Consider the following 12,514-nt stretch of genomic DNA (forward strand, 5'->3'; position numbering starts at 1 on the left):
TGAGGCGCGGTTGCGGGACGGGTGTGGCGCGCGGGGCGGGACGGGTGCCGTTCGCCGGGGCGGGACCCGCCCGTACGGCACCCGTCCCGGCCGGGTCAGCTCAGGCGCTCGATGACCATCGCCATGCCCTGGCCGCCGCCCACGCACATCGTCTCCAGGCCGAACTGCTTGTCGTGCCACTGGAGGGAGTTGATCAGCGTGGTGGTGATGCGGGCACCGGTCATGCCGAAGGGGTGGCCGACGGCGATCGCGCCGCCGTTGACGTTCAGCCGGTCCAGGTCGATGCCGAGGTCCCGGTACGAGGGGATCACCTGGGCGGCGAACGCCTCGTTGATCTCGACCAGGTCGATGTCGGAGATGCCCAGGCCGGCGCGCTTGAGGGCCTGCCGGGACGCCTCGACCGGGCCGTAGCCCATGATCTCCGGCGACAGGCCGCTGACGCCGGTGGAGACGATCCGGGCGAGCGGCGTCAGGCCCAGCTCGCGGGCCTTGGTGTCGGACATGATGACGAGGGCCGCGGCGCCGTCGTTGAGCGGGCAGCAGTTGCCGGCCGTCACCAGGCCGTCGGGGCGGAAGACCGGCTTGAGGCCCTGGACGCCTTCGAGGGTGACGCCGGGGCGCGGGCCGTCGTCCTTGGCCACGACCGTGCCGTCCGGTGTGGTCACCGGCGTGATCTCGCGCTCCCAGAAGCCGTCCTTGATCGCCTGCTCGGCGAGGTTCTGGGACCGTACGCCGAACTCGTCCATGTCCTGGCGGGTGATGCCCTTGGCGCGGGCCAGGTTCTCGGCGGTCTGCCCCATCGCGATGTACGGGTCGGGCAGCAGGCCGTCCTCGCGCGGGTCGTGCCAGTCGGCGCCCTCCTGCTCGGCCCGGGCGGCGGTGCGCGCCTCCGCGTCGGCGAACAGCGGGTTGTGGGTCTCGGGCAGGCCGTCCGAGGTGCCCTTCACGGAGCGCGAGACGGTCTCCACGCCGGCCGAGATGAACACGTCGCCCTCACCGGCCTTGATGGCGTGCAGCGCCATCCGGGTCGTCTGGAGGGAGGACGAGCAGTAGCGGGTGACCGTACAGCCGGGCAGGTGGTCCATGCCCATCTGCACGGCGACGATGCGGCCGAGGTTGTGGCCCTGCTCGCCGCCCGGCAGGCCGCAGCCGAGCATCAGGTCGTCGATGTCCTTCGGGTCCAGCGCCGGGACCTTGGCGAGCGCGGCCTTGATGATCCCGGCGGTCAGGTCGTCCGGGCGCACGTCCTTCAGGGAGCCCTTGAAGGCGCGGCCGATCGGGGAACGGGCGGCGGAAACGATCACGGCTTCGGGCATGACGGCTCCAGAGGAAGACTGGCGGACGGGCAGGACTGTGGGGGAAGTTACCCGTCCGTAAGGCGGAGGTCACGCTGTCGGCGCTGTGATGTGGGGCTCTTTCTAAGCGGCTGCTTATCGCCGTGCCGGGCCGGCCGCCCTCCGGGACGGCCCCGCAGGGCGCGGCTCAGCCGCCCGGCGGCGTCCGCACCGCCGCGTCCGTCGGCTCCGGGATCGGGATCTGCCGCCTGCGCCGGTGCTTCAGGAGGGCCCACGGCGTGCGGGTCGGGGTGACCTCGGTGCCGCCCTCGTCGGCGGCCTGGGCGGCCGCCTCGGCGACCGGGAGGATGCCCTCGCGGCGGTGCGGCTCGGGGCGCTCTTCTTCGGGCCACAGGCCGAGCGCGGCGCAGAGGGTGGGCAGCACGGCCATCGCGGCGGTGGCGTAGCCCTCGGCGGAGGGGTGGTAGTTGTCGGGGCCGAACAGCTCGCGCGGATGGGCCTCGAATTCCGGGCCCAGCAGATCGCCGAGGGAGACCGTACGGGCGCCGTGCGCCACCACGCCGATGGTCTGCGCCGCGGCGAGCTGCCGGGACAGGCGGCGCGCGACCCAGCGCAGCGGCTGGTAGACCGGCTCGATGGTGCCCAGGTCGGGGCAGGTGCCGACGACCACGGCGCAGCCGGCCTCGCGCAGCCGGCGCACCGCGTCGGACAGCAGGCGCACGGAGCGGGCGGGCGGCATGCGGTGGGTGACGTCGTTGGCGCCGATGATGATCACGGCCACGTCGGGGGCGGGCTCGGGTCCGTCCAGGAGGAGGCCGACCTGGCGTTCGAGGTCGTCGGACTGGGCGCCGGGCAGCGCCACGTTGCGCAGGTCGACCGGGAGCTCCGCGACGGCGGCGAGGCCGGAGGCGAGCAGGGCGCCCGGCGTCTGGCGGGGGCGGTGCACGCCCTGGCCGGCGGCCGTGGAGTCGCCGAGGAAGCCCAGCCGCAGCGGCGGCCGGTCGGTGCGGTGGGCGAAGGCGGAGCCGTAGCGGCCGTCCGCGCTGGGCGGTACGGCGCTGGAGCCGCCGACCGTACGGCGGGCGAGGCGGACCTCGGTCAGCAGCAGGCCGACACCGGCCACGCCGAGCAGACCGATCCCGCCGCCGCCCACCGCGGCGGCAGCGGCGATCCGCCGTGCCACCCTCGCCCTGGACATCGTCATCGGCATAGGCCGGGCACCTCCCCGTGCAGTGCGTGGAAAACGTGAAGTGGCTGTGATGGTGGAGTCGGGCCAGAAACGGCGGCGGACTCGGGCCGCGGGGCCCGGGACGGAAGATCGTGGCGACGGGAACGAGAAGCGGTACACCAAGGTGGTGCCCCGTCGGACGGGCCGCGCAACGCACGGCGACTCCTCGAAGGGCGGGCAATAGGCTGGTCGGATGGGCGCAGGACAGCGCGCCCCCGACAGCGGAGACCACCGTGCAGTTTTACGAATCCATGATCGAGCTCGTCGGCAACACCCCGCTGGTGAAGCTCAGGAACGTCACCCGAGGGATCCAGGCCACCGTCCTGGTGAAGGTCGAGTACTTCAACCCGGGCGGGTCCGTGAAGGACCGGATCGCCGTACGGATGATCGAGGCCGCCGAGAAGTCCGGCGAGCTGCGGCCGGGCGGCACGATCGTCGAGCCGACCTCGGGGAACACCGGGGTGGGCCTGGCGATCGTGGCCCAGCAGAAGGGCTACAAGTGCATCTTCGTCTGCCCGGACAAGGTGTCCACCGACAAGATCAACGTGCTGCGGGCGTACGGCGCCGAGGTCGTGGTCTGCCCGACGGCGGTGGACCCCGAGCACCCGGACTCGTACTACAACGTCTCGGACCGGCTGGTCCGCGAGACCCCGGGCGCCTGGAAGCCGGACCAGTACAGCAACCCGAACAACCCCCGTTCGCACTACGAGACGACCGGTCCCGAACTGTGGGAACAGACCGAGGGGAAAATCACTCACTTCGTCGCGGGCGTCGGCACCGGCGGCACGATCAGCGGTACCGGCCGGTACCTGAAGGAGGCCAGCGAGGGCCGGGTCAAGGTCGTCGGCGCCGACCCGGAGGGCTCGGTCTACAGCGGCGGCTCGGGCCGTCCGTACCTGATCGAGGGTGTCGGTGAGGACTTCTGGCCGAGCGCCTACGACCGCACGGTCGCGGACGAGATCGTGGCGGTCTCGGACAAGGACGCCTTCCAGATGACCCGGCGGCTGGCCAAGGAGGAGGGCCTGCTGGTCGGCGGCTCCTGCGGCATGGCGGTCGTGGCGGGCCTGGAGGTCGCCGAGCGGCTCGGCCCGGACGACGTGGTCGTCGTCCTGCTGCCGGACAGCGGACGCGGCTACCTGAGCAAGATCTTCAACGACGAGTGGATGGCGGACTACGGCTTCCTGGAGGACGCCGGTCCCGCGGCGCGGGTCGGCGACGTGCTGCGGCACAAGGAGGGCGCGCTGCCCTCGCTGGTCCACATGCACCCGGAGGAGACCGTCGGCGAGGCCATCGACGTGCTGCGCGAGTACGGCGTCTCGCAGATGCCGATCGTCAAGCCGGGCGCCGGGCACCCGGACGTGATGGCGGCCGAGGTCGTCGGCTCGGTCGTGGAGCGGGAGCTGCTGGACGCGCTGTTCGCGCAGCGCGCGTCGCTCGCGGACCCGCTGGAGAAGCACATGTGCCCGCCGCTGCCGCAGGTCGGCTCGGGCGAGCCGGTCGGCGACCTGATGAAGGTCCTGGAGAAGGCGGACGCGGCGATCGTGCTCGTCGAGGGCAAGCCGCAGGGCGTGGTCAGCCGGCAGGACCTGCTGGCGTTCCTGGCGCGGGAGGCGAAGCAGGGGTAAGGCTCGGTGAGCGGTCGGGGGGCGTGGTCGGGGGTTCGTGGTCGGAGTTCGTTTCCATGGTTGCTCTGCTGCCGAGGACAGCCGGCGTCAAGTGACCGTCAGGAAACGCGCCGTCGCCGCAAGGTGTACGTATGCGTCACGTGCCCGCAGCACGCGCTTAACACCGGTCGGGCACATTGGTGACGGTGGCGATACGGACTTCCGGAGCGGCTCCCGGACCTTCCGCAGATCGCCCGGACGCGACGGCCGGCCCTGACCCGGCCCGCGTCCCCCGCGGGGACCGCCGTCGTCCCGCCCCCGGCCCGGCCGGGGTGCGGCGGTCCCCGCGCCTTCCGGTCCGGCCCGGCGCGGGCCGTCCGGCGGGGACCGGCCCGGGGCTCAGTCCCAGCCGTCCGCGTCCCGCTCGCGGTCCGGGCGGGAGCGCCTGAAGAAGCCGGACGCGTGCACCGCGTTGACGCCGACGATGCCGGCCCAGCTGACGATCAGCCCGATGATGCCCTCGTTGACCGCGCCGATCGCGGACAGCGGGACCGCGAGGACCAGCGAGACCGTGGCGAAGCCGAAGCGCTGCGCGTAGCCGCTGCCGTCACCGCCGGGCGCGGACCGCGGCCGGGGCGGCTGCACACCGCGCGCGACCTGCATCTGCTGCTCGGCGAACTGTCGGCGCACCCGCTGGTCGACCGTCGTGTCGAGCTTTTCCAGGAACGATTCGACCAGCTCGGACTCGTACTCCGGCCCCAGCTCCTTGCGCGTCTGCAAGGTGGCGTCGAGTTCTTTCCTCAGCTCGGGGTCATGGGTAGCCATGCTGCGAGATTACGTGCGGGGAGCGGGCGGCGCGGTAGGGCTAGCCCCCGTATCGGCGGCCGGGGGGCCGGCGGTGCCGGGGGCGGGCACCGGCGCGGGCGGCACCCGGCCAGTGCCGCGGCGGGTGACGGCCCGGTACAGGGCGGCGGGCACGGCCAGCCCGACGAGCCAGGAGACGTCGGCGCCGCCGAGCGGGGCCACCAGCGGGCCGGTGGAGAAGTGGGTGGACAGGAAGGGGAACTGGGCCAGTACCCCGACGGCGTACACGGCCAGCGTCCTGACGTTCCAGGCGCCGTAACGGCCGGCCGGGTCGCTGAGCGCCGGGATGTCGTAGCGCTCCTTGGAGATCAGGTAGTAGTCGACCAGGTTGATCGCCGACCACGGGGTGAAGAAGGTCAGCAGGAACAGCAGGAAGTCCTTGAACGCGGTGAGGAAGGAGTCCTTGCCGAGCAGGGCGACGGCGGTGCCCGCCAGCATGATGCCGGTGATGTAGGCGGCCCGGCCGCGCGGCGACAGGGTGCTGCGGGCGCAAAAGCCGCTGACGCTGGTGACCAGCGACATGAAGCCGCCGTAGGTGTTCAGGACGTTGATGGTCAGCTTGCCGAGGGCGATGACGAAGTAGAGCGCCGAGGCCATGAGGCCGGTGCCGCCGAGGGAGACGACGTAGGAGACCTCGTGCCCGACGAAGGCGGTGGGCGCCGCCGCGGCGGCCAGTGCCCCGAAGGTCATCGACCACTGCGACCCGAGGACCGAGCCGGACAGCGTCCACCAGAAGGTGGCGCGGGTGGAGGTGTGCCGGGGGAGGTAGCGGGAGTAGTCGGCGACGTACGGGCCGAAGGCCAGCTGCCAGGAGGCGGAGAGCGAGACGGCGAGGAGGAAGAGCGGGAAGGAGAAGGTCCGGTCGTGCAGCAGCACGGCCAGGTCGGCGCGCTCCAGCAGACGCGCGCCGAGGTAGAGGAAGGCCAGCGCGCACACCACGCCGGCCACCCGGCCCAGCAGGTGGATGAGCCGGTAGCCGACCGCGGCGGCGACGGCGGTGACCGCGGCGAAGACGAGGATGCCCGGGGTGTCGCCCAGGTGCGTCAGCTCGCCGACCGCCTGCCCGGCCAGGACCGTGCCGCTGGCGAAGAAGCCGATGTACATGACGATGACGAGCGCCAGCGGCACCACCGCGCCGCGCACCCCGAACTGGGCCCGTGAGGAGATCATCTGCGGCAGGCCCAGGCGCGGCCCCTGGGCGGAGTGCAGGGCCATGACCGCCCCGCCGAGGACGTTGCCGAGCAGCAGACCGGCCGACGCCCAGAGCGCCCCGGCACCCAGGACGACGGCCAGCGCGCCGGTGACGACGGCGGTGATCTGGAGGTTGGCGCCGAGCCACAGGGTGAACTGGCTGAACGGCGTGCCGTGGCGTTCGGCGTCCGGGACGACGTCGATCGAGTGCTGTTCCATCACCGCCGCCATCGGCCGCCCTCCTCGCACCTGCTGTATGAGTTCATGCAGGATCGATGCGGGTGAATGAATAAATCAATACCCCGGACCGGAAAAGGTGACGGGGGAGCCGTCGGGCGCGGTTCCGGGCGTGCCGGGGCCGGTGGCGGGGCCGGGTCCGCGGCCGGGTTCGGGGGTGGGGTCGTGGCAGGCGGCGGGCTCCAGGGGGCGGAGTTCGTCCGCGTACGAGACGGAAAGCCGGCGCATCAGGCCGTCCTCGGTGATGGCGTACTGGCCGAGCCGCCACAGCGGCGGCGAGTAGGCGTGCAGGGAGACCGCGTCGTCGGTGGCGCCGGTGAGGCGGTGGATGTGGTCCGGGCCGAAGCAGAAGGAGGCGCCGGCGCCGACGGCGGTGGCCAGGTGGGCGCCGCCGATGCGGGGGTTGGACTCGGTCAGCACGCCCTGGACGACGCGTACCGCGCCGGATGAGAGGTCGTGGTCGTGCCAGCCGGTGTCGCTGCGCCGGGTCCAGCACAGCAGCCAGACGTCGACGTACGTGTCGCGGTGCAGGGAGGCGTAGTGCCGCTCGGTGTCGGAGAAGGCGATCTCGCCGCGCCAGAGGTCCGGGGCGTCGGCCAGCCGGTCGACGAGGGAGCGCAGCTCGCGCTTGCCGAGGGTGCGGTCGGGGAGGCCGGCGAAGAGGCGGGGGACGCCGCCGGGGAAGCCGGGGGCGGACGGCGGGGGTTCGTAGTGGTGCGCGTGGGGCTCGGGGTTCACGGGCGGGCTCCTTACGCGGGGCCGAGGAGGCGGGCCGGATTGGCGGTGTGCAGGGCGTGCAGGGCGGCGGCGCCGAGGTCGGGCACGCCCGGCACGGCGTACGGGCGGTCGCTGCCCGCGACGACGGCGTCGATGCCGACGGCGCGGACGACCGCGTCCACGGCACGGGTGCCGTAGGAGGACGTCTCGTAGAAGACACCGGGATCGACGCGCCCGCGGTCCCGGCCGCCGCGTGCCGCCAGCCGCTCGCCGTGCAGCGGGGCGAGGCCCGCGAGGGCGGCGAAGCAGACGCGCAGGCGCGGGTGGCGGGGACGGCCGAAGGCGCGGAAGGCGAACCAGGCGGCGTGCAGCTGCTGGAGGTAGGGGACGAGGGCGGGCCACCACGGCGGGCCGCCGGGCGGGGCCGGTGGTGCGGCTCCGGGGTGGACGAAGAGGGGTTTGCCGAGGCGGGCGACGGCGGTGAGGAGCGGTGCGCAGCGGGCCCAGCCGGCGGCGTCGAGCAGGGCGGTGGCGGGCAGCTGGAGGCCCGCGCAGCCGCGGTGCAGCAGGCGTATGACGGGCCCGGGGGCCGGTACGGGGTCGGACAGGCACGGGGAGGCCCAGACGCCGAACGGGGCGGGCAGGGCGAGTGCTCCCTCGTGGAACGCGTCGAGGAGCGGGTCGGCTTCGGCGGGCGGCAGGTATTCGACGCCGAGCGGGCTGGAGAGCGAGAGCAGGGCCCGGTCGAGGCCGTCGGCGCGGGCGAGTTCCGCCCGGTCGGCGGGGGCGTGGTCGGCGGGGTCGATGACGTACGGGGCTTCGCCGGGCAGGTGCAGCGTCCGGCCGTCGAGCCGGGGCGGCGCGGTCCGCGCACGCAGCAGCGCGAGGAACCGCGGTGGCCAGAGGTGCTGGTGGACGTCGGTGGGCACGGGCTTCCTCCGGGCGGGTGCCCGGCGCCGGGGCCGGGTGGGGAGCAACCTCAAGAAGGGCCGGAAGCAAGGAAGTTAAGCGCTTCAGTTATGCGATTAAGTGAAGCGATTAACCCGAATTCGTGTCAAGGCGGTGACGGGGGCGGCCACGCGCACGGCGGGGGCGGGCGGACGGCGCAACACGCGGGGTGCGGTGCGCCCTTGGGTAGGCTTCCGGCATGGCCAGGCCCCGTAAGCGCACCACCCTCCGCGAGGTGGCCGAGGCCACCGGGCTCTCCACCGCCGCCGTCTCCTACGCCCTGCGCGGCACGCACGTCTCCAAGGAGACCGAGGAACGGGTGCGCAAGGCCGCCGCCGAACTCGGCTACGAGGCCGACCCGATCGCCCGTGCCCTGGCCAGCGGCCGCACGAGCATGGTCGGTGTGCTGGCCGGCGACCTCCAGGACCTGTGGCAGCAGCAGCTGATGGCGGCGATAGGACGGGAACTGCTCGCGGGCGACCGCTACGCGCTCATCCTGGACGCGGGCGGCGACCCGCAGCGCGAACTGGCCCTCGCCAAGCAGCTGCGCGACCAGCGGGTGGACGGCCTGCTGGTGTCGCCGGTGGACCCGTCGGCGGCGGGCTGGGCGCAGATCGCCGAGGCGGTGCCGGTGGTGTCCATCGGCGACTCGCTGCGCCGCGCCCGTACGGCGGGCGAGGTGCTGTTCGACAACCGCGCCGGGATCGACGCCGTACTGGAGTACCTGACCGGGCTGGGCCACCGGCGGGTCACGGTCCTGACGCCCACCGGCCCCTCCACGCCGGACCGGCCCGCCGACGTGTACGTACGGGAGGCCGCCGGGCGGCTCGGCATCGCGGCCGAAGTGCTGCCGTGCGCCCAGGAACTGGGCGAGGCGACGGCGGTCGCGCGGCGCGTGCTGCGCGACGGCGGGGCGGCCGGGACCGGCTCCACGGCGGTGTTCTGCTTCTCCGACTCGATCGCGTACGGGGTCTACGCGGCGGCGGCCGAGGCGTCGCTGACGGTCGGCCGGGACGTCTCGGTGGTCGGCTTCGACGACCACCCCGTCTCCCAGGTGCTCACCCCGCCCCTGACGACGCTGGACTGGGGCCTGGCGGACATCGCCGAGGAAGCGGCCCGGCTGGCCGTCGCGGCGATCGAGGGACGGCGGGTACGGCGCAAGCGCATGCTGTGCGCGCCGCGGCTGAGCGAGCGGGGGTCGGCCGTACGGGTCTGAGCCCGGTGGGGCCGGCCGCCGCGGCGGTGCCGGCCCGTCAGGCGGGGACGGCGGTCCGGTCGGGGGCCGCGGTCGGGGCAGGGGCCGCGGTCGGGGCAGGGGCGGGAGCCAGTCCCAGGGCCCGGAAGGTGACGCGCTGGTCGAACCAGAGCAGCGCGACCGTCACGCCGCCCATCACGGCCGCGAAGAAGAGGTGCCCGGCCGTGGAGGTGACCTGCGCGCCGACGACCCCCAGCAGCGCGTGCGCGCCCATCCGGAAGGCGATCAGGCCGATGGCGATGAAACGGGTGCGGGAGTTCTTCAGCAGCGCCTTCACCAGCTTGATCCGGCGGCGCAGCACGGTCAGCCCGACGATGATGTTGACCGCCGCGAAGCCCAGGATCACCATCCAGGCGCCGGTCCACGCGTGGCACAGGTCGTAAGCGGCCCCCAGGACCCCTTCGAACGCGAAGAACCACACCGGCAGCGGCTTGACGCCCGCCAGTTCCCCGGCGGAAACCTGCCGCGCCGCGTCCTTCCGAGCCTTCGTGAAGATCTTCATGCCCGCCCCTGTCCCTGGTGAGGTCCGCTGCTCTGTGCTGTCTCCATCCTGGTGATCCGCCGGGCTCCCCGGCAGCGTCAAGCGTCCTCGTCCGGCCGGGACAAATGTCATGGTCACCGGCGCCCGGGGCGCGGCCGGGCCGGGTGCGGGACGGCGTGGGGCGGCGCGGGACCGTCAGGAGCCGGGGCAGGTGATGTCGGTGGCCGGGCGTGCGCCGGTGAGCAGGAACGCGGTGGTCCGTGCGCCCCCGCAGGTACGGTCCTCGCCCTGGTGGACGCCGTGGCCGCCGGCCTCGACTGTGATCATCCGGGCGCGGTCGCCGAAGGCCCGGCGCAGGGCGCGGGCACCGGCGAGCGGGGTGGCCGGGCCGCGGCGGTTCTGGATGAGCAGCACGTTCGACGGGCCGCGGGAGGTGATCCGGACGGGCCGCTCGGCGGGCGGCGCCGGCCAGAAGGAGCAGGGCGTGATGTTGCCCGGCATACCGGCGGACAGCGGGTGGCGGACGCGGTCGGCGGCCACCGCACGGGCGTGCTTCCCGGGTGAGCGGGGCCAGGCCACGTCGTTGCAGAGGGTCGCGACCGAGGTCGCGGTGGTCTGCTGCTGGGCCTCGATGCCGGCGGGGGACGGCACCGGCTGGGCGGGCAGGTCCGGGGCGGCCGAAGCGGCGGCGCCGGGCGGCGCGAGGAACGGGAGCGTCGTGGCGAGGACGGCGGCAGCGGCCGGGACGGTGGGCCCAACGGAGCGGTGGCGCTTGGATTTTCGCATGTCAGCAGCCTGGCCGGGCGGGCGGTGGGCGCCCGGCGGGCCGGCACCAGGATCGGGGGTGGGGCGCGCCCCACCGCGGCCGTACGGGCGTGGCCGGGCGGCGATCAGCCGGATGGGGGTGGGTGCCTCTTGTCCGGGCTGTATACCGTCATGCAGAGTCGGGGTGAGTGAATAGAAGGCGAGAGTGCCCGAGGGACGCGGTGCGGTCCGGCCCGGCTGCCGGGCGCCACCGCGGGGCCGTCAGAGGAAGGGAGGCCGACGTCATGTCGTCCCGGACTCTGGAACAGGGCAGGCGGCCCGGCCGTGCGCCCGGGGGCGCGGAAGCGGCCCCGCTGCCCGTACGCACGGTCGCGCTGGACGGGCGGAGTCTCGGTGTCGCCGGGGTCGTCGCGCTCGCCGAGCGGACGGCCCGGCCCGCCGGGCCCGCCCCCGGAGACCTCGCGCACGCGCGGGAGTCCTGGGAGACCGCCCGCCGCCTCGCCGCCACCGGCCGGGTCTACGGCCGCAGCACCGGCGTCGGCGCCAACCGCACCGAGGACGTCCTCGCCGCCGACGACGAGCACGGCCTGCGGCTGCTGCGCAGCCATGCCGGGGCGATCGGCGACCCGCTGCCCGCCCGCGAGGTGCGCGCCATGCTCGCCGTGCGCGCGAACCAACTGCTGGCGGGCGGCGCCGGGCTGCGTCCCGAGGTGATCACCGCGCTGGTCGCGGCACTGGAGAGCGGCGCGTACCCGGTCGTCAACGAGTACGGGGCGGTCGGCACCGGAGACCTGGCCGCGCTCGCGCAGACCGGGCTGGCGCTCGCCGGCGAACACCCCTGGGCCGGTGGCCGCGCCCCCGCGCCCCTCGCCCTGGACGGCACCGACGCACTCGCCCTCATCAGCAGCAACGCGCTCACCCTGGGCCAGGCCGCGCTCGCCCTGGACGAACTGCGGCGCCTGCTGGCCGCGGCGCTGCCGGTCGCCGCGCTCTCCCTGCTGGCGGTCGGCGGCTCCCACGAGCCCTTCGCCGAGCCGGTCGTCCGGGCCCGCCCGCACCCCGGCACGGCCGCCGTCGCGGCCCGCATGCGGGAGCTGACCGGGGCCCCGGCCCGGCCCGCGCCGCCGCTGGGCCGCATCCAGGACCCGTACGGCTTCCGCTGCGTCCCGCAGATCCACGGACCCGCGCTGGACGCCGCCGACGCCCTCGAACGCGTCCTCGCCGTCGAGGTCAACGCGGCGGCCGAGAACCCGCTCATCAGCGTGGCGGACCAGGCGGCGTACCACCACGGCAACTTCTACGCCGCGCACCCGGCCCTCGCCCTGGACGGCTTCCGGCTCGCCGTGCTCCAGACCGCGCTGCTGTCCACCGCCCGCCTCGCCGCACTCTCCGAGCCGGACTTCACCCGGCTGCGCCCGTTCCTCGGGGACCAGGCGCCGGCCAGCTCGGGCGTGATGATCCTCGAATACGCGGCCGGGGCCGCCCTCGGGGAGCTGCGGGCGGTCTCGCAGCCCGCCTCCCTGGGGCACGCGGTCCTCTCCCGCGGCGTCGAGGAACAGGCCAGCTTCGCGTCGCTCGGCGCCCGCCAGACGCTGCGCGCCGCGGTCACCTACCGGCGGGTGCTCGCCTGCGAACTCGTCGCGGCCGTCCGGGCGCTGCGGATGCGCTCGCTGGAGCCCGAGCCGGGCCTGCCGGCGGCCCGCGCGTTCGCCCTGGCCGCCGGGGCGCTCGACGCGCGGATGGCCGACCGGCCGCTGACGGCGGACGTGGCGGTGGCGGAAAGCCTGCTGGACGGACTGGCCGCGCTGTGAAGCGGGCGGGAAGGCGCGGGGCGCGGGCCCCGATTACGTACAGTCGGGCGGCAAGGCCGCGGGCGCACGGCGTACCGCACCGCACGACCAGCAACGACACCAAGGCCGGGAGCACGGC

At 74.4% G+C, this 12,514-nt stretch carries 11 protein-coding genes; 3 read left to right on the forward strand and 8 right to left on the reverse strand.

Going from position 1 to position 12,514, the window contains the following annotated elements; all coding sequences use genetic code 11:
* Positions 1-95: 95 nt before the first annotated feature.
* Together ACH4FX_RS02705 and ACH4FX_RS02710 are read right to left on the reverse strand one after the other, a co-directional pair.
* On the reverse strand, positions 96-1,316 hold the full coding sequence (locus ACH4FX_RS02705) for an acetyl-CoA C-acetyltransferase (protein WP_398474363.1): 1,221 nt from the start codon (positions 1,314-1,316) through the stop codon (positions 96-98).
* A 166-nt stretch (positions 1,317-1,482) separates the two neighbouring features.
* Entirely contained in the window at positions 1,483-2,505 is a 1,023-nt protein-coding gene (locus ACH4FX_RS02710) for an SGNH/GDSL hydrolase family protein (RefSeq protein ID WP_398474364.1), read from the reverse strand.
* 251 nt (positions 2,506-2,756) lie between these two features.
* Between ACH4FX_RS02710 and ACH4FX_RS02715 the strand changes: the two genes are divergently transcribed.
* Positions 2,757-4,148, forward strand: a complete 1,392-nt coding sequence (locus ACH4FX_RS02715; protein WP_398474365.1) for a cystathionine beta-synthase — start codon at positions 2,757-2,759, stop codon at positions 4,146-4,148.
* Between the two features lie 378 nt (positions 4,149-4,526).
* On the opposite strand, the gene ACH4FX_RS02720 is transcribed toward ACH4FX_RS02715, so the two are convergent.
* The 4 genes from ACH4FX_RS02720 to ACH4FX_RS02735 form a co-directional block, all read right to left on the reverse strand.
* Entirely contained in the window at positions 4,527-4,952 is a 426-nt protein-coding gene (locus tag ACH4FX_RS02720; protein ID WP_398474366.1) for a hypothetical protein, read from the reverse strand.
* A 9-nt stretch (positions 4,953-4,961) separates the two neighbouring features.
* Positions 4,962-6,413 (reverse strand): purine-cytosine permease family protein, encoded by a 1,452-nt coding sequence (locus ACH4FX_RS02725; RefSeq protein WP_398474367.1) that lies wholly within the window; start codon positions 6,411-6,413, stop codon positions 4,962-4,964.
* A 63-nt stretch (positions 6,414-6,476) separates the two neighbouring features.
* Positions 6,477-7,157 (reverse strand): cysteine dioxygenase, encoded by a 681-nt coding sequence (locus ACH4FX_RS02730; protein ID WP_398474368.1) that lies wholly within the window; start codon positions 7,155-7,157, stop codon positions 6,477-6,479.
* Positions 7,158-7,168: 11 nt separating this feature from the next.
* Positions 7,169-8,065 carry an amidohydrolase gene (locus ACH4FX_RS02735; RefSeq protein WP_398474369.1) on the reverse strand — a complete coding sequence of 299 codons (897 nt, stop codon included), beginning with the start codon at positions 8,063-8,065 and terminating at the stop codon, positions 7,169-7,171.
* A gap of 218 nt (positions 8,066-8,283) precedes the next feature.
* Here ACH4FX_RS02735 and ACH4FX_RS02740 point away from each other — a divergent pair, with 218 nt between their 5' ends.
* Positions 8,284-9,300: a LacI family DNA-binding transcriptional regulator gene (locus ACH4FX_RS02740; protein ID WP_398474370.1), complete on the forward strand. Its 1,017-nt coding sequence runs from the start codon at positions 8,284-8,286 to the stop codon at positions 9,298-9,300.
* A 37-nt stretch (positions 9,301-9,337) separates the two neighbouring features.
* On the opposite strand, the gene ACH4FX_RS02745 is transcribed toward ACH4FX_RS02740, so the two are convergent.
* Complete coding sequence (locus ACH4FX_RS02745; RefSeq protein ID WP_398474371.1) at positions 9,338-9,841, reverse strand: hypothetical protein; 504 nt, start codon at positions 9,839-9,841, stop codon at positions 9,338-9,340.
* 174 nt (positions 9,842-10,015) lie between these two features.
* Positions 10,016-10,606: an alpha/beta hydrolase gene (locus tag ACH4FX_RS02750; RefSeq protein ID WP_398474372.1), complete on the reverse strand. Its 591-nt coding sequence runs from the start codon at positions 10,604-10,606 to the stop codon at positions 10,016-10,018.
* Between the two features lie 263 nt (positions 10,607-10,869).
* On the opposite strand from ACH4FX_RS02750, the gene ACH4FX_RS02755 reads away from it, so the two are divergent.
* The gene (locus ACH4FX_RS02755) at positions 10,870-12,396 is read left to right on the forward strand and encodes an aromatic amino acid ammonia-lyase (RefSeq protein WP_398474373.1); all 1,527 of its coding nucleotides are present in this window, start codon (positions 10,870-10,872) and stop codon (positions 12,394-12,396) included.
* Positions 12,397-12,514: the final 118 nt, after the last annotated feature.

This window comes from Streptomyces sp. NPDC018019 (assembly GCF_044327805.1).
Lineage (GTDB): Bacteria > Actinomycetota > Actinomycetes > Streptomycetales > Streptomycetaceae > Streptomyces.

Bases quoted from the DNA above. Each gene is read 5' to 3' on its own strand.
- ACH4FX_RS02740 (WP_398474370.1), top strand. From the start codon at position 8,284: ATGGCCAGGCCCCGTAAGCGCACCACCCTCCGCGAGGTGGCCGAGGCC.
- ACH4FX_RS02720 (WP_398474366.1), bottom strand. From the start codon at position 4,952: ATGGCTACCCATGACCCCGAGCTGAGGAAAGAACTCGACGCCACCTTG.
- ACH4FX_RS02750 (WP_398474372.1), bottom strand. From the start codon at position 10,606: ATGCGAAAATCCAAGCGCCACCGCTCCGTTGGGCCCACCGTCCCGGCC.
- ACH4FX_RS02755 (WP_398474373.1), top strand. From the start codon at position 10,870: ATGTCGTCCCGGACTCTGGAACAGGGCAGGCGGCCCGGCCGTGCGCCC.
- ACH4FX_RS02705 (WP_398474363.1), bottom strand. From the start codon at position 1,316: ATGCCCGAAGCCGTGATCGTTTCCGCCGCCCGTTCCCCGATCGGCCGC.
- ACH4FX_RS02725 (WP_398474367.1), bottom strand. From the start codon at position 6,413: ATGGCGGCGGTGATGGAACAGCACTCGATCGACGTCGTCCCGGACGCC.
- ACH4FX_RS02710 (WP_398474364.1), bottom strand. From the start codon at position 2,505: ATGCCGATGACGATGTCCAGGGCGAGGGTGGCACGGCGGATCGCCGCT.
- ACH4FX_RS02745 (WP_398474371.1), bottom strand. From the start codon at position 9,841: ATGAAGATCTTCACGAAGGCTCGGAAGGACGCGGCGCGGCAGGTTTCC.